This is a genomic window from Sorangium sp. So ce281, from assembly GCF_051527395.1.
GTDB lineage: Bacteria > Myxococcota_A > Polyangia > Polyangiales > Polyangiaceae > Sorangium > Sorangium cellulosum_B.
In genome coordinates this window covers 6,382,593-6,398,820 of record NZ_CP150322.1, presented here as the reverse complement: position 1 = coordinate 6,398,820, position 16,228 = coordinate 6,382,593, and the positions used below count along the sequence as shown (strand labels likewise).

The following is a 16,228-nucleotide window of genomic DNA, read 5'->3' as shown; positions in this document are numbered from 1 at the left end:
CGCTACCGCAGGATCTCCTCGAGGAGCGCGTTCTTCACGCCGCGGCGATCCTCGCCGAACGACGAGACGCCCAGGCCGTAGTACTGGTTCATGATGGTGAACCACAGATCGCGGAGCTGGCGATCGCTGCCGAGGGCGCCGTAGGCGATGTGCGCGTCGTTCAAGAAGACGCCGTCGCCGCCGAGGAGCACGATGGGCAGGTCGTACCCGTCGTGGTCGTGCGACCGCATCTCGCTCATGTGCACCATGACGCAGTGATCGAGCACCGTGCCGTCGCCCTCGGGGATCGCGTCGAGCCGCTGCGCGAGCTGCGCGCTCTTCTGGTTGAGCCAGCAGTTGATCGCCGCGTAGTCGAGGTTGCTCTGCGCGATGATCTTGTACTGGCCGTTCTGGGTCGCGCGGTCGAGGTTGCCGGCGGCGTGCTGGGAGGAGTGGTAGTGCAGGCTGGCCTCTCTCCTGTACGCGAGCCCCACCTTGGCGCGGACGTCCTCCGGGATGCACCGGTACTCGAACTCGGAGCGCATGTCGTCGTGCATGTGGGTGATCACGCGCGTCACGTCGCATTGAATGGCCATGACGATGAGGTCGATCATGACCTTCGCGTGATCTTCGTGCTTGTACGGACCGGCTCCCGTGTTGTCGTTCTCGTTGAGCCCCTCCGCCTGGCCCGGCGGCTCGGGGACCACGCCGGGCTGGCTGATCGGGCTGCAGCCCAGGCCCGTCTGCGGGGTCATCGTCGACTGGACGCGGGTCGCGTTCTTCTCGATCTCGCGCAGCGAGTCCAGGTATTGCTGGACGATCTTGCGATCGTCGGAGCCGACCCGGTTCATGAGCGAGTTCGCGTCCGCCAGCACGCCGTCGATGACACTCTTCTCCATCGCGGCGCGGCGCTCCGCCTCGATCCTGGCCTCCTCGTCGCTCTGCCCTGGCACGGACCCCGCCGCGCCCGCGCCGACGAGCGCGTCGAACACCGCCTTCGGGTTGACCGAGCGCTTCAGCGGCTCGCGCGGGCTCTTCCAGGAGAGGACCTGATTGTAGGCGTAGCTGCGCTGGTCGAAGAAGCCGGGCTTGACGCCGAGCCCCGTCTGCAGCGACGGGATGCGGGTCGCCTGCTCCGGGCCTGCCTTCTGGACGATGAGCTGGTCGACCGAGACGCCGTTGCCCACCCACTCGCCGAGGTCCTGGCGCGCCTCCCTCCCCAGCTGATCGGCGTCCACGCAGGTCGAGAGCGCCGCGCCGAGGCGCGAGTGGGAAGGCTCGATGTAGGGGTGCTGCTCCGTGCTCCACGTGTAGTTGCCGAGGCGGCTTATCATGAGCATTTTCGATTTCACCGGCGCGAAGTGCTCGAGCACCCTCGGCAGCTTGAAATCGGCGCCCTTCAGCGTCTTTCCGAACGCCGGGGCCGTCTCCCACCAGTGATGGGGCGCCCCGTTCGGGAAGGTGCAGAGCAAGAAGCGCTTCGGGGTGCCGGGCTCCCCGCCGCGCGCGCTGCGCGGCGCGAGGCTCTCGAGAAACGGCAACGCCAGGCAGACGCCCGCGCCGCGCAACAAATTTCTGCGTGTCATCAAGCGTTTCATGTGCGCATCGCTCCTTCGTGCCTCGTCTTGTGCAGAAACAACGCGTGCGGCCTCACTGCGCCTTGTCCTTCGCTCGAAGGCGGAACGCCTCGCTGGTCACCACCTGCTTCGCCAGATCCGCGATCGTGCCGCCGCCCCAGCGCGCGGCGATCTCCTTGATCCTGGTCCTGTCCCCGGCGCTCGGGCGCCGGCGCAGGGCATAGCTGAAGAGCTGCTCGGAGGGGCACGTCCCCGTCCGGGCGGCCTCCATGAGCGCCGGCACGAGGCCGGAGATGTCCTCGAACGCCGCGCCCTCGTACACCCCCGTCGCGTCGATCGGGTCGCCGTTCGGGTACTGGGTCCGGTAGGCGCCGATCGGATCGAAGTTCTCCAGGCTCAGCCCGATCGGGTCGAGCACGTCGTGGCAGCCCGCGCAGTCGGGCGACGCACGGTGCTTCTCGAGCTCCTTGCGCACGTTGGTGACGCCGCCCGCCTCCCCGTCCGCGGCGCCGAGCTCCGGGATATCCACGTTGGCGGGCGGCACCATGGGCGCGCAGAAGAGCTGCTCCAAGATCGTCTTCGCGCGGGACGTGGGAGAGGTCCGGTCGGCGCGGGACGACAGCGTCAGGAACGCTGGGAGCGTGAGGAACCCCTCGCGCACGCCCTCCGGGTCGTTCGCATAGAGCGGCTCGATCAGCCGGCTCTCCGGGTGGGGCGCCGTGAGGAACTCGGACCACGGCCGCCCGCCGGTCGTGAAGCTGGCGAAGTACTCGTTGACCTGGTCGAGCATCGCGCCCTTCAGCTCATCGTCCCAGTTCGGGAACTGGCTCGTGTCGGCGTTGTGGCTGGGGAGCGTGCGGGTCCCGAGCCACTGCCCGTAGAAGTTCTGGAAGAAGGCGGCGCTCTTCGGGTCGGCCAGCATGCGGTCCACCTGCTGCTCGAGCTCGCCCTCGGTGGCCAGCTGATCGTCCTCCGCCGCGTCGAAGAGCTCGTCGTCCGGGAGCGAGCTCCAGAGCAGGTACGAGAGGCGCGACGCGACCTCGTAGCCGTTGAGGGCGCCCGGCGATCTCGCCGAGTCGGGGCCCAGCTCGATCCGGAGGAGGAAATGCGGCGACGTGAGCACGGTCCGGACGACGTGCTGCGCCGCCTCGACGGGGGACATCTCGAGGGTGGTCCGCGCGTCGTCGTACTGCGCCGCGTACCGGTCGACCTCCGCCGCGTCGAGCGGGCGCCGGAACGCGCGCAGCCCGAAGCGCTCGATGATCTCGCGCGCACACCCGTCGTCCGCGCCCTCCGCCAGGTCGCACACGAGGATCTTGGCGCGCTGCGCCTCGTCCGAGAACGCGTCCTCGGCGAGCGTCCTGGCGGCGTCGTAATACCCCTGCACCAGGACCAGCGAGAGGTTCGAGAGCGCATTTACGTTTGCGTCGAAGCCCTTCGCGCCGAAGGCCGGGAAACCGTCCGCGGGCCGCAGGCTCGTTCCCAGGAGGTGGGCGACGGTGGAGTTGTACTCCGACGCTGTCATGTGGTGGAGAGGCATCCTGTCTACAGCGATGGCGGCACCCTGGTCCGGGGTCTGCCCCGGAGTCTGCTCCGGAGGGCCATCGTCCCCGAGGGCGCCAGTGCACGAGATGCTCAGGAGGCATCCCCCGGCAGCGATCCAGGGACTCGCGAACACTCGGTCCAATCTGAAGGTCATTGTCGGCTCCCTCGTATGGAATCGGCAGGTCTGTCTTGTGACCGGAGCACACCGTTTTCGTGATCAAATCGACCGGGTGCGGGCATGGCCGTGAAGATCGCGGTGGGTCGTATGAATCCAGGGTCGGCGGCGAGCGGCGTCGGGCGAGCGCCTGCTCGACCTGCGCTCGGCCAGCGCGCTCCCTCCGCGGCCGCGCGCATCCGCCGCCTGTCCTCGCCGGCCAGCTCGTCCGCGTCGCAAAGGGCGCTCAGGAGCGCCCGCGCGCCGGCCCCCCTCTCACCCATGGCGGCCTCCTCGGATCCTGGCGTGGTGGCGGTGCACCGCGTCGGAGAACGCCTGTCGAGCGGCCCTCAGCCGCGCATACACGGTGTTGATGTTCACCCCGATCCCCTGCGCGATCTCCGACGCCGGAAGCTCTTCGAGCTCGGCGAGGAGGAGCACCACGCGCTTCTCCTCGTCGAGCGACGCCAGGAGGTCGTGCACCACGCGCGCGGCCTCCGCCCTCTTCATGGCCTCGTAGGGGCTGAGGTCGCTCGGCCCCGCGACCTGCTCGGGATCCACGATCTCTCCTGTCCCGCGGTGGGCCGGGCTCTGGCGGCGCTGCGACCTCCGGTGCGCCTGCACGACGTTGACCACGATCCCGAAGACCCACGTCTTCAGCGACGAGTGGCCCCGGAACTCCGGGAGCCGCCGGTGCACGACGGCGAACACCTCCTGACACACGTCCTCGTGCGCGGAGGCGTCCACGACGAGGCGGCGCACGGTCCGAAAGACCAAGGGAAAGAGCTGCGCGTACACCTCGACGAAGGCGAGCGGCGCGGCCTGCGCGCCGGCCGCGGAGACCGCGTCGGTGGGCGGAGGCGTCGACGGAGCGAGGCTCGCTCGTCCGAATCCACGGCTCCGAGCTCGCCCTTCGAGAGGAGTTGCAATCCGCATGGAACATCTCACCCGTTCCTGGCTCGACCTCTCAAGAGTGCGGCATGAATGGCCCCTTCAGGGGGCCGGGTTTCAACATGACAGCGCCGTGCGTCAGGGGCGGGGCGAGGGAGACATTTCTGACAAAGCGATGCTATATCAACAGATGAACCGCAGCTGTAATCGCTGCTGTACAAAGGTTGCTTCTGGCCAGGACTGCGATTCCAGCCGCGGGCAATTTGATTGAGCTCACCGTTGCTCGCTTCCGCGACGACCGAGCGAATCGATGCCGATGTCCATCGGGACATCAATGTCTCGGCGCGCGTGGCGACCCCTCCAGCAGGGAAGCGAAAGGATACCCGCTGACGCAGATTGTGAACGCTCACATGCGCAGTGTCAACTCCTATCGGCGGGACCGCGGGTGTCCTCGAGCGCGGGGGAGGGCACGGCCGGCGGGGCTCGTCCGGAGCGCCGGTCCGAGGGGCGAAGCGCGGCGTGCATTGCTATCGGAACGAGGCAGCCGTGCTGGACCTGTTCGCGACGATGCGCGAGAAAAGGGGTGGGAGCTCCCGGCTCGTACAGCGGTCCCGCCGTGGACGGCGACACGCTCCTCGCCGGGGCGGCGAGCTCGTGGGCTCACCCGCGGGACGGGGGGCGCGGGCCGCAATATACTCGGCGCGGAGCCATGCGCGCCCTCGTCCTGAGAGCCCCGAAGAGCCCGCTCGTGCTGGAGGATCGGCCCGCTCCGCGGCCTGGGCCCGGCGAGGTGCTGCTCCGCGTGCGCGCCTGCGCCGTGTGCCGCACCGATCTGCACGTCGTCGACGGCGAGCTGCCGGACGCCAGGCTGCCGCTCGTGCCCGGGCACCAGATCGTGGGCGAGGTCCTCGAGGAGGTGCCGGCGCCCGGCGACGGGCCGCGGTTCGCGAGCGGCGCGCGCGTTGGCGTGCCCTGGCTCGGCTGGACCTGCGGCGAGTGCGCGTATTGCCGCGCAGGACGGGAAAACCTGTGCGATCGGGCGCGCTTTACCGGGTACCAGATCGACGGCGGGTATGCGGAGCTCGCCGTCGCGGACGCGCGCTTCTGCTTCCCGATCCCCGACGGCTTCCCGGACCTCTCGGCCGCGCCGCTGCTCTGCGCCGGGCTCATCGGGTACAGGACGCTGCGCATGGCGGGGGACGCGGAGCGGATTGGCATCTACGGGTTCGGCGCCGCCGCCCACCTCGTGGCGCAGGTCGCCCGCTTCGAGGGCCGGCGCGTCTTCGGGTTCGTCCGGCCGGGAGACGACGCGGCGCGCGCGTTCGCGCTGTCGATGGGGGCCGAGTGGGCGGGCGCTTCCTCGGAGGCGCCCCCCGAGGAGCTCGACGCGGCGCTGATCTTCGCCCCGGCCGGCGAGCTGGTGCCGGCCGCGCTGCGCGCCGTACGCAAGGGCGGCGCCGTGGTCTGCGGGGGGATCCACATGAGCGACATCCCCTCGTTCCCTTATTCGATCCTGTGGGGCGAGCGGGTGCTGCGGTCGGTGGCGAACCTGACGCGCAGGGACGGCGAGGAGTTCCTCGCGCTCGCGCCGCGGGTGCCGGTGCGGACGGAGGTGAACGTCTATCCGCTGGCGGCGGCCAACGAGGCGCTCGACGATCTGCGGAACGGCCGCATGTCCGGGGCAGCGGTGCTCGTCGCGCCGTGATCGCTCAGCGCCGGCCGGCCAGCGCGCGGAGGCAGACCTCGATGCCGGCGCGGAGGTTGCCGTGTGTGGTGACGCCGGAGAGGTCGACCCCGATGCCGCACATGGATTGGGCGACGGCGGGCCCGATGCCGGTGAGGACGCCGCTCGCGCCGAGCAGGCGGATCGCGCGGACGATGCGGACGAGGTGGTCGGCCGTCGCGGCGTCGACGCTCTCGATGCCGGTGACGTCGATGATGGCGAAGCGAGCGCCTGTGCGCACGACCTCGTCGAGCAGCTTGCTGGTGACGTCGGCCGCGCGGGCGTCGTCGAGCGCGCCGATGAGGGGCGCGGCGAGCACGCCCTCGGCGACCTGGAGGATGGGCGTGGACAGCGCGCGGATGAGCGCCTGCTGGCGCTGGATGACCGCGAGCTGACCGGCGATGGCCTGCTTCTGCCGCTCGAGCTCGGCGATGGTCGCCGTCATGCGCTCCTCGTGCTCCCGCTGCGCCGTGATGTCCGTTCCAATGGCGAGGATGTGCGTCGTGCCGTCCTGCTCGACGAGAGGCACCTTGACGACGGACATCCACCGCGCGTTGCTGTTCGGGCGCGCGACGGGTTGAACCCTCGAGACCGGCTGCATGCGCTCGAGCACCTCCCGGTCCATCTCGCCGATGACGGAGAGCTCGGCGTGGGAGCGCGGCAGATCGTCAACGGTCTTTCCCACCGCGCCCTCCACCGTGGTGTCGTACAGCTCGGCGTAGCTCTTGCTGACGAGCTTCATCTTGCCGTTCCGATCCTTGACCGTGACGACGATCGGGATGGTGTCGAGCACGAGGCGGATGAACTGCCGCTCGCGCTCGAGGGCGAGCTCTGCCTCCTTGATCGCGGTGGTGTCCATCCGCAGGCCGACGACGCTGCCGTCGGGGAGGCGGCCGCTCTTGAGGGTGATCCAGCGGTCCCCGAACCGCCGCACGAAGACGTCCCCGGGGCGGCGATGCTCCGCGAGGCGAGCGGCGACCCACTCCTCTTCGCCGAGGCCGCTGTGGAGGTGGATCCCGCGCCGGCAGCCCTCGCGGACGACATCTTCGAACGTATTGCCCACCTGAATGGCGGCGGCACATTCGGGGTAGAGCGATTTGTACGCCGTGTTGAAGAAGCGGAGCCGCTCCTCGGTATCGTAGATGACGAAGCCGACGTCGAGCGCCTCGACGGCGGCGCGCAGGCGCGCTCCTTGATCGCACGCCGCCCGCTCGGCCCGTCGTTGCTCGGTCACGTCGCGCAGCGCGAGGAGCACGGCGGCGCACGCGCCCGCGGGGTCGACGAGCGGGCTGAGGCTGCCTTCGGCGAGGACGGCGCGCTCGTTCGCGAGGTGGAGGGTGAAGTCGGGCGGAAGGGCGCGCGGGGCGCGATCGCGGAGCACCTGCTCGAGCAGCGCGCCGAGGGGCGCATCGGGCCGCAGGACCTCATCGACGGGCCTCCCCCGCGCCGTCGCCCCGGGAGTGGACGAGAGGCGCTCGGCGGCGGGGTTCAGGGCCAGGATCCGACCGCTTCCATCGAGCAAGAGCAGCGGGTCGACGCTGCAGGTGAAGGCGAGCGAGCAGAGATCAGCAGGAGCGTCGCTAGGCATCGGGGGGGGAGCGTAGAGCAAGAGCTCCTCCGGGTGTCGGCCGCGGTGACCCCATCACGCATCCACAGGCAGCGGAGCCGCTGGTCGAGCTCAACCCGGGCGCGGTTCCGTGAACCCGCCGGACGACGGCCGCTGCCGGCGCTGCGCCGCCCGGACCGCCGCGCGCCGCGGCGCACCGGCAGGCGTCCCGGCATTGCCCTCCCATGCACTCACACACTGTGTGATTCGTCCCTCTGTTCCTCTCCTCGTCGCTGAGCGCGTCAGGTGACTTGCGCTGTTTTCCTCGCCATGAAGGCCATCGGCCAGCGCGGGACGTTGGCCGCGAGTCGGCGCAAGAGCGAGAGCGGATTGAGAGAGCACCGCCCCTCGCTCTCGACGAAGATGCGCGTCAACGATCCTGCAGCCACCGCGCCCGCCTCCGCCCCGACCCCCATCGCGGCAGCAAAAATCCTGTCGCCTGACGACGGCTCGCCTCGAGGCATAGGCGGGTATGCCTATGCCCCGCTCCGGAGGGCTCGGGTACGAAGTCGTCGCAGTCACCTCGGGTCCGTCACGCTCCACCGGCTACGTTCAATCACCGCATCGATCCGGCTGCGGCCAGCTGCAACCATCCCGGGCAACGGGAACGAAACGGGAGGTTTCCCCATGGGCGCATCGCCCCCTCACGCGCCGCGCGGCGCCGTCACGCTGTCGCTGTGCTTCTTGATCGCGCTGCTGGAAGGGTTCGACATCCAGGCCATCGGCGTGGCCGCCCCCCTGCTGATCCCCGCCCTGGGCCTGACACCCGGGCAGGCGGGCGTCGTGTTCGGGGCCGGCATGGTCGGGCTGGTCTGCGGCGCGCTGGCCGGCGGCTGGATGGCGGACCGCATGGGCCGCAAGCCGCTGCTGATGACGTCCGTCGGCGTGTTCGGCCTGTTCACGATGGCCACCGTGGTGGCGGGAGGACCGGTGTCGCTGGGCCTTTACCGGCTCCTGGCCGGGACAGGGCTGGGGGCGGCGATGCCCACCCTGGTGGCCATCGCCCTGGAAATCGCCCCGCCCGATCGGCGGACCCGCACCACCACCTTGATGTTCAGCGGCATGCCGGCCGGCGGCGCGCTGGCGGCGCTGTTCGCGGCCGGCTTCCTGGCGCGGTTCGGCTGGCACAGCATCTTCGTGGCCGGCGGCGTGCTGCCGCTGGTGCTGCTGCCGATCATGGCGCGGCTGATGCCCGACAGCCGCACGGCAGCGGCCGGCGGCGCCCAGCGGCCGGCCGGGGGGCAGGCGCTGTTCGGCGGTGGCCGGCTGCTGGTCACGCTGCTCGCCTGGTTCACCTTCGGCATGACGCTGCTCGTGCTGTATCTGCTGCTCAACTGGCTGCCGTCGCTGGTGGCGGCCAAGGGCCTGGGCGGAAAGGGGGGGGCTGGCGCCGCCTTCGCGTTCAATGTCGGCAGCGTCATCGGCTGCGGGGTCATCGGATTGCTGGTGGACCGGTTCGGTCCGCGCCTTCCCATCATCGCGGCCTATCCCGCCCTGGCCCTGTCGCTGTTCGGGCTGGCGGGGGCCAACAGCCTGCTTCCGGTGCTGGTGCTGGCCGGCCTGGCGGGCTTCTTCTTGCTGGGCGCGCAATATTCGCTCTATGGCATCATCCCGCTCTATTACCCGGCGCGGGCGCGCGGGCTGGCCACCGGCGCCTCCATCGCCGCCGGCCGGCTGGGCTCCATCGGCGGACCGCTGGTGGCGGGCCACCTGCTGGGCCAGGGCTGGGGCCCCGCGGGCGTGGCCATGGCCATGGTGCCAGTGGTCCTGTCGGCCGGGGTGGCCGCGGCGGTGATGACCGTTCGTGGACGTTATGCCGGTGATTGAGGAAAGGGCGGGGGCGATCGGCGCCCGGCCGCGCGCCGGGCGTCCTCCGGGCGGCGGGGCCTCCGGCCTGCGCGGTCCCGAGGGGCGCCGCCCGCTGGATCGTTCGAGAGGACTGGCTGCTGCTGGCGCTGGCGGTGCCGTTCGTCGCGCGCTTCGCCCGCTTGGCGGCGGCTTCAATGAGGTGCGGCGTCGGGCCGCATGTCTTCGGGAGGACTCATGCAGGTAATCGTCGCGGGCGCCGGGATCGGCGGCCTGGCCGCAGCTCTGGCGCTACACGCCTCGGGCCATGAGGTGACGGTGTTCGAGGCCGTGCCCACCATCCTGCCGCTCGGGGTCGGCATCAACCTCCTGCCCCACGCCGGAGAGGTGCTGGACGAGCTGGGCCTTATCGAGGTCTTGATGGCCCACGGGGTGGCGACCCGCGAGCTTGTCTATTTCAACCGCTTCGGCCAGCGCATCTGGGGCGAGCCGCGCGGCCGCTTCGCGGGTCACGCCGCGCCGCAGATCTCCCTGCACCGCGGCGCTCTGCAAGGCGTGCTGTTCGACGCCGCCGTCCAGCGGCTGGGCACAGACCGGGTGATCTGCGACCGGCGCCTCCTGGCCCACGAAGAGGGCGAGGGCCGCATCGTGGCGCGCTTCCTCAACCGCGAGGGCGTGGCCTGGACGGTTTCAGCCGATCTCCTGATCTGCGCCGACGGCATCCATTCGGCGGCGCGCGCCGGCCTCTATCCGGACGAGGGGCCGCCGGTCTATGGCGGCCGCATCCTGTGGCGGGCGACCAGCCTGGCGATGCCCTTCCTCACCGGCGCCAGCATGATCATGGCCGGGCATCAGGACCAGAAGTTCGTCGCTTATCCCATCTCCCCGCCGGGGCCGGACGGCCGACAGACGATCAACTGGATCGCCGAGCTCGCCATAGCCGAGAGCCTGCGACGGGAGGACTGGAACCGGCGGGGCGAGCCCGCCGACTTCCTGCCCAGGTTCGAGGCCTGGCGCTTCGACTGGCTGGATGTGCCCGGCCTGATCCGGAACGCCGAGGCCATCTACGAGTTCCCGCTGGTCGACCGCGATCCGCTGCCGCGCTGGAGCCATGGGCGCATGACGCTGCTGGGGGACGCCGCCCATCCGATGTATCCCATCGGCTCAAACGGGGCGAGCCAGGCCATCCTGGACGCCCGCGCCCTGGTCCGCGCGCTCGCCGCCCACGCCGATCCCGTGGAAGCGCTGGCCGCTTACGAGGCGGAGCGCCTGCCGGCCACCGCCGCCATCGTCGCGGCCAATCGCGGCAACGGTCCGGAGCAGTGCATGCAGATCACCCAGGACCGCGCGCCCGACGGATTCGAGCGTATCGAGGACGTCTTCGCCCCGGGCGAGCTGGAGGCCATCGCCGCCCGCTACAAGGTGCTGACCGGGCTGAAGCGCGCCTCGGAGCCCCGCGCGTGAGCCCTCCCCTCATCCCTTTGATGACGCTCGAGGTGGCGGTGGACCGGCCGGTCACCGTCAATCCTGGCTCGCCCGGCCGGCGCTTCATCCCGATTGTCGGCGGCACGGTGTCCGGCGGCCTCGAGGGGCGGGTGCTGCCGGGCGGCGACTGGCAGACGATCTGGGCCGACGGGCGGATGGACATCTCCGCCCACTACATCCTCGACATCGCCGGCCACGGGACAGTGGAGATCCTCTCCGAAGGCGTCCGCGCCGGGCCGCCGGAGGTGCTGGCGGCGCTCGGGCGCGGCGAGGCCGTGGACCCCGGGCTCTACTACTTCCGCACCGCCATCCGTATGCGCACCTCGGCGCCAGGGCTCCTGCGGCTGAACGCCGTGCTGGCCCTGTCCGTGGGCGAGCGGCTCGCCGACCGGGTGCGGCTCACGGTGTACGAGATCGGCTAGGGGGCGCGAGCGCGGCGGAGAGCTTCAAGGCCTCGGATGGCCTGACACGGAGAACGCATGAGCACACAGACGAGAGCGGCGAGACGCCGGGGCGAGGTCGGCGCAGGGTTCTTGGCCGTCATCCTCGGCATCACTTCCTTCCATAGCTCGGCACGGGCACAACCGCCGCCCGAGGCGCAGCCGGCGCCCACGGGCGAAAGTCCGACGATCGCGGCCCCCGCGGGAGACGCGAGCGCGGCGCCAGCGCCGGCCGCGGAAGCCCACGCCGGCGCGCCGGCGCCGCAGAGCGCTGCCGGGCCCGCTCCAGCTTCGACGGCACCACCGGCCGACAAGGAGCCATGGAAGAAGCCGGTCAGCGTCGCGGCCTGGGCCCGCGTCGGAGGTCGCTTACAGAACCCCGGCGCGCGCGAGAAGATGGACCGGCTGCTCGGGGACGGAGAGCTGGATCTGATGGTTTCAGGCGAAATCAACCGGTTCATCGGCCTGCAGGGCGCGATCGTCGCTCAGTTCGGGCCGACCCCGACCGGGGGCAACATCACGGGCAGCGCGGCCATCCGTGACGTCATCGTCAAGTTCCAGTTCCATGATCTTCTGAACGTCTGGCTCGGTCGAATGATCGTGCCGTCGGATCGCTCCGCCTTCTCCGGGCCGTGGTCGATGGGGCCGTGGAACTATCCCGGATTCTTCGAGCCCTATGCGCCGCCGATCGGGCCGAGGCAGGGACCTTTCGGGCGCAACGACGGGGTGACCACCTGGGGCAAGGCGGCGGGCGGGCTGTTCAAGTATTACGTGGGGGCTTTCAACCTGCATGACTCTTCGGTAAGCCCGCTTTACACGGCGAGGCTCAACCTGAGCTTGCTCGATCCAGAGCCCGCCTATTACCAGAAGGCCACGTACCTCGGGGAGAAGAGCATCCTCGCGCTCGGCGTGGCGGGTGAGGTGCAGAAGGAAGGTTCGGTCGAATCGCTGCCGCCCCCTGCGACGGGCGAGCCCGCGGGCATCCCGCGCAAGGACACCTACGGCGAGGTCAACGCCGACCTCCTGTTCGAGAAGAACCTCGGCGCGGCGGGCACCCTCACGCTCGAGGGCGCGTTCTACAAGTACTTCGGCGACTTCGAGCGGTTCGACTATTCTTATTTTGCGCTCGCGAGCTACCTCACGCCGAGCAACGTCGGCGTCGGGAAGCTGCAGCCTCTGGTCCGACTGCAACAAGCGAAGCCGAAGAACGCCGACGCCTATCTGCTCATCGATGCCCAGATGGGCTACATCATCGAGGGGCACGCGGCGCGTGTCGCGCTCGGCTATCAAAGAAGCGATCTGTCGGGGGCGAAGGGGAACGCCCTGTTCCTCGGCGTCCAGCTGCAAAAGTGATCCCCAGGGCGATGGAGTTTCGCGCCCTCGATCCGCGGCATAGGCGCGTATGCCTATGCCGCGAGCCAGACGGATCGGGTACGAAATCGTTGCAATCACCTCCATGGCGCGCCGCGCGGGATCGGGGGGCGTCGTGAAACCATCCAATCCGGTGTTCATGCGGATCCGTTCGACCGGTTACTCGGTGCACAGCGCCCAAACGAGGACGAGCCCTGGCAGGCGCGACGGGGTTCCTGCTTGTCCGGCGGAGACGAAGCGACTGCCGGGGCGCCACGGGGAGCTCGCACCCGCATGAAGCTCGCCTCTCTCCGCGGCCCCGGCCGCGACGGCACGCTCGTCGTCGTCCGCCGCGACGGCCTCGCCTACGCACCCGCCGGCGCCGCCCTTCCCACGCTCCAGGCCGCGCTCGACGACTGGGAGCGCGCCGAGCCCGCGCTCCGCCGCATCGCCGACGATGTCGAGCGGGGGGATTCGGCGGTGACCCCGCTCGTCATGGAAGAGCTCGCCGCGCCGCTTCCGCGCGCCTACGAGTGGGTCGACGGCTCGGCGTACATCCACCACATCGAGCTGGTGCGCAAGGCGCGCGGCGCCGAGCCCCCCGAGACGCTGACGACCGATCCGCTGGTGTACCAGGGCGGCTCCGGCGTCCTCCTCGGCCCGACCGACGACATCGTCCTGCGCGACGAGGCCTGGGGCCTCGACTTCGAGGCCGAGGTCTGCGTCGTCCTCGGCGATACCCCGCAGGGCACGCGCCGCGAAGAGGCCCACCGGCACATCCGCCTCTTCCTGCTGGCCAACGACGTGACGCTGCGCAACCTCGTGCCCGCCGAGCTCGCGAAGGGGTTCGGGTTCTTCTGCTCCAAGCCCGCCACCGCGTTCTCGCCGTTCGCGATCACGCCCGACGAGCTCGGGGACGCGCTCCGCGACGGGCGCGTCCACCTGCGGCTCCGCTCGACCTACAACGGCGCGCTCATCGGTGATCCCGAGGCCGGCCCGGAGATGCATTTCTCGTTCTTCGAGCTCGTCGAGCACATCGCCAGGACCCGCGCCTTCGCGGCGGGGACGCTCCTCGGCAGCGGCACCGTCTCGAACCGGGATCCGGCGCGCGGCGTGTCGTGCCTGGCCGAGAAGCGCATGCTCGAGATCCTCGCGCGCGGCGCGGCCACGACGCCTTTCATGAAGCCAGGAGACACGATCATGATCGAGATGCTGAATCGCGTGGGAGAGAGCCTGTTCGGGCGCATCGCGCAGCGGGTGGTACCCGGATGAGCGCCAAGGTGGAGTCGATTGGCATCAAGCGGGTGGAGGCGCTGCACTACTACGTGCGCGACCTGGAGCGGAGCCGCAGGTTCTACACGGAGAAGCTCGATTTCCAGGAGATCGCCGCGAGCTCGCCGGATCTCACGGCGGCGGCGGCGCAGCAGTCGGTCGTCTTCCAGGCCGGCGAGTGCGTCATCGTCTGCTCGCAGCCGATCGGCGAGGGCGGGCGGGCGTGGCGCTACCTGCGCAAGCACCCCGACGGCGTGGGCACGGTCATCTTCGAGGTGGAGGACATCGACCGCGCCTTCCGGCTGCTCGACGGCCGCGGGGGCACGCCGATCGACGAGATCCAGCGTGCGACGGACGAGGGCGGCACCTTCGCCTCGTTCTCGATCACGACGCCGTTCGGCGACACCACCTTCCGCTTCGTGGAGCGGCGCGGATACCGGGCGCTGTTCCCCGGCTGCGTGGCCTACGACGCGCCGCGCGGCGGCGAGAACCGCTTCGGGATCGCCCGGTTCGATCACATCACCTCGAACTTCCAGACGATGGCGCCCGCCCTTCTCTGGATGGAGCACGTGCTCGGGCTCGAGCCGTTCTGGCAGATCGCGTTCCACACGAACGACGTGGCGAAGGACACGGACCACGGCTCGGGCCTGCGCTCGGCGGTGATGTGGGACCCGGCCTCGGGCGTGAAGTTCGCGAACAACGAGCCCTACCGGCCGCACTTCAAGAGCTCGCAGATCAACGTCTTCAACGAGGAGCACCGCGGCGACGGGGTGCAGCACGCGGCGCTCGCCGTGGAGGACATCCTCGCCGCCGTGCGCGCGATGCGCGGCCGGGGCGTGGAGTTCATGCCGACCCCGGCCGCCTATTACGACATGCTGCCCGAGCGCCTGCAGCGGCTCGGCATCGGGCAGATCGACGAGGACGTGGCGGCGCTGCGGGAGCTCGAGGTGCTCGTCGACGGCGACGGCGCGAGGTCCTACCTGCTCCAGATCTTCCTCAAGGAATCGTCGGGCACGCACCGCGATCCCGACGCCGGGCCGTTCTTCTTCGAGCTCATCCAGCGCAAGGGCGACCGCGGCTTCGGCGCCGGCAATTTCCGGGCGCTGTTCGAGAGCATCGAGCGGCAGCAGAAGGCGGGGGGGCACGGCTGATGCTCGATCGCGTCGTCGCCGGGATCGTCCCGCCCAAGCACCACATCGCCCTGCGGAGCGAGGCGGGGGAGCTCCGCTACGAGGAGTGCCTGACGCGGGCGGGCTTCGACGGCCCCTACACGATCGCTTACCACGAGCGCCGGCCGCACGAGCACCGGATCGCGCAGGCCGCGCACGGCTTCACGCTGCCGGTCGCCGCGCCGGCGCGCCCGCTGGCGAAGCGGCACTACCGGTCGCAGGATCTGCCGCGGCGGGGCGGGCCCGCCGTCGACTGCCGCGTGCCGCTGCTCTTCAACGACGACGTGGTGATCGGGCTCGTCCAGCCGGACGCGGCCGACCCGGTGTACTTCGCGAACGCGGACGCCGACGAGCTGTTCTTCATCTTCCACGGGGGCGGCGTCCTGCGCACGATGCTCGGCGATCTCCGCTTCGAGCAGGACGACTACGTGGTCATCCCGAAGGGGCTCTTCTACCGCTTCCTGCCGGACGCCGCGCCCCAGCGGTGGCTCTCGATCGAGGCCGCGGACATCCACCTCCCGCGCAGGTGGCGCAACGAGGTCGGCCAGCTGCGGATGGACGCGCCGTACTCGCACCGTGATTTCCGGCGGCCCACGTTCGTCGGCCCCCTCGACGAGGGCCTCCGCGCGCTCGTCGTGAAGCGCGGCGGCGCCTTCCACGGCTTCGCCACAGGGCGCTCGCCGCTCGACGTCGTCGGCTGGGACGGGGCGGTGTACCCGTTCGCGTTCCCGATCCTGCGCTTCCAGGCGCGCGTCGGGCTCGTGCACCTGCCTCCGGACTGGCACGGGACGTTCGCCGCGCGCGGCGCCCTCGTCTGCAGCTTCGTGCCGCGCCCGACCGACTTCCACCCGGAGGCGATCCCGTGCCCGTACCCCCACGCGTCGGTCGATTGCGACGAATTTCTGTTCTATTGCCGCGGCAACTTCACCTCGCGCCGCGGCGTCGGCCCCGGCAGCATCTCGCACCATCCGGCCGGCGTCCCGCACGGGCCGCACCCCGGCGCGTACGAGGCGAGCCTCGGGGCCCGCGAGACGAGCGAGCTCGCGGTCATGCTCGACACGACCCGCCCGCTCTCGGCCACCGCGGCCGCGCTCGCCGTGGAGGACCCGGGCTACCAGGACAGCTTCATCGCGGGCCCATGATCGAGGTCAGGCGCTCGGCCGACGATCTTCTCGCTGGATTCAAGCGCCCGCCGTGCGTCGTGAATCGACCGGGGACAGGCGACAGCGCG

12 protein-coding genes are annotated in these 16,228 nt (G+C 70.5%); 8 read left to right on the top strand and 4 right to left on the bottom strand.

All coding sequences use genetic code 11. From position 1 onward, the window contains the following. Positions 1-2: 2 nt before the first annotated feature. From WMF27_RS24310 to WMF27_RS24300, 3 genes are all read right to left on the bottom strand, one after another. Positions 3-1,565 carry a DUF1552 domain-containing protein gene (locus WMF27_RS24310; protein ID WP_437943017.1) on the bottom strand — a complete coding sequence of 521 codons (1,563 nt, stop codon included), beginning with the start codon at positions 1,563-1,565 and terminating at the stop codon, positions 3-5. A gap of 64 nt (positions 1,566-1,629) precedes the next feature. Next, positions 1,630-3,081 (bottom strand): DUF1592 domain-containing protein, encoded by a 1,452-nt coding sequence (locus tag WMF27_RS24305; RefSeq protein ID WP_437943016.1) that lies wholly within the window; start codon positions 3,079-3,081, stop codon positions 1,630-1,632. A gap of 450 nt (positions 3,082-3,531) precedes the next feature. After that, positions 3,532-4,191, bottom strand: coding sequence for an RNA polymerase sigma factor (locus WMF27_RS24300; RefSeq protein ID WP_437766496.1), 660 nt, complete (start codon positions 4,189-4,191; stop codon positions 3,532-3,534). A 664-nt stretch (positions 4,192-4,855) separates the two neighbouring features. On the opposite strand from WMF27_RS24300, the gene WMF27_RS24295 reads away from it, so the two are divergent. After that, the gene (locus WMF27_RS24295; RefSeq protein ID WP_437943015.1) at positions 4,856-5,851 is read left to right on the top strand and encodes a zinc-dependent alcohol dehydrogenase family protein; all 996 of its coding nucleotides are present in this window, start codon (positions 4,856-4,858) and stop codon (positions 5,849-5,851) included. 4 nt (positions 5,852-5,855) lie between these two features. On the opposite strand, the gene WMF27_RS24290 is transcribed toward WMF27_RS24295, so the two are convergent. Next, positions 5,856-7,457 (bottom strand): PAS domain-containing protein, encoded by a 1,602-nt coding sequence (locus WMF27_RS24290; RefSeq protein WP_437943014.1) that lies wholly within the window; start codon positions 7,455-7,457, stop codon positions 5,856-5,858. Positions 7,458-8,102: 645 nt separating this feature from the next. On the opposite strand from WMF27_RS24290, the gene WMF27_RS24285 reads away from it, so the two are divergent. The 7 genes from WMF27_RS24285 (at position 8,103) to WMF27_RS24255 (ending at position 16,139) form a co-directional block, all read left to right on the top strand. Beyond that, the gene (locus tag WMF27_RS24285; protein WP_437943013.1) at positions 8,103-9,302 is read left to right on the top strand and encodes an MFS transporter; all 1,200 of its coding nucleotides are present in this window, start codon (positions 8,103-8,105) and stop codon (positions 9,300-9,302) included. Positions 9,303-9,518: 216 nt separating this feature from the next. After that, the gene (locus WMF27_RS24280) at positions 9,519-10,745 is read left to right on the top strand and encodes a flavin-dependent oxidoreductase (protein ID WP_437766500.1); all 1,227 of its coding nucleotides are present in this window, start codon (positions 9,519-9,521) and stop codon (positions 10,743-10,745) included. Further along, complete coding sequence (locus tag WMF27_RS24275) at positions 10,742-11,188, top strand: DUF3237 domain-containing protein (protein WP_437943012.1); 447 nt, start codon at positions 10,742-10,744, stop codon at positions 11,186-11,188. Before WMF27_RS24280 ends, WMF27_RS24275 begins: the two co-directional genes overlap by 4 nt. Positions 11,189-11,245: 57 nt before the next feature. Then, a complete protein-coding gene (locus WMF27_RS24270; protein WP_437943011.1) occupies positions 11,246-12,559 on the top strand; it encodes a hypothetical protein in 1,314 nt (437 codons plus the stop codon). Positions 12,560-12,850: 291 nt separating this feature from the next. Further along, positions 12,851-13,828, top strand: coding sequence for a fumarylacetoacetate hydrolase family protein (locus WMF27_RS24265; RefSeq protein WP_437943010.1), 978 nt, complete (start codon positions 12,851-12,853; stop codon positions 13,826-13,828). After that, the gene (locus WMF27_RS24260; RefSeq protein ID WP_437943009.1) at positions 13,825-14,979 is read left to right on the top strand and encodes a 4-hydroxyphenylpyruvate dioxygenase family protein; all 1,155 of its coding nucleotides are present in this window, start codon (positions 13,825-13,827) and stop codon (positions 14,977-14,979) included. Before WMF27_RS24265 ends, WMF27_RS24260 begins: the two co-directional genes overlap by 4 nt. Next, entirely contained in the window at positions 14,979-16,139 is a 1,161-nt protein-coding gene (locus tag WMF27_RS24255) for a homogentisate 1,2-dioxygenase (protein WP_437943008.1), read from the top strand. Before WMF27_RS24260 ends, WMF27_RS24255 begins: the two co-directional genes overlap by 1 nt. The last annotated feature ends 89 nt before the right edge of the window (positions 16,140-16,228 follow it).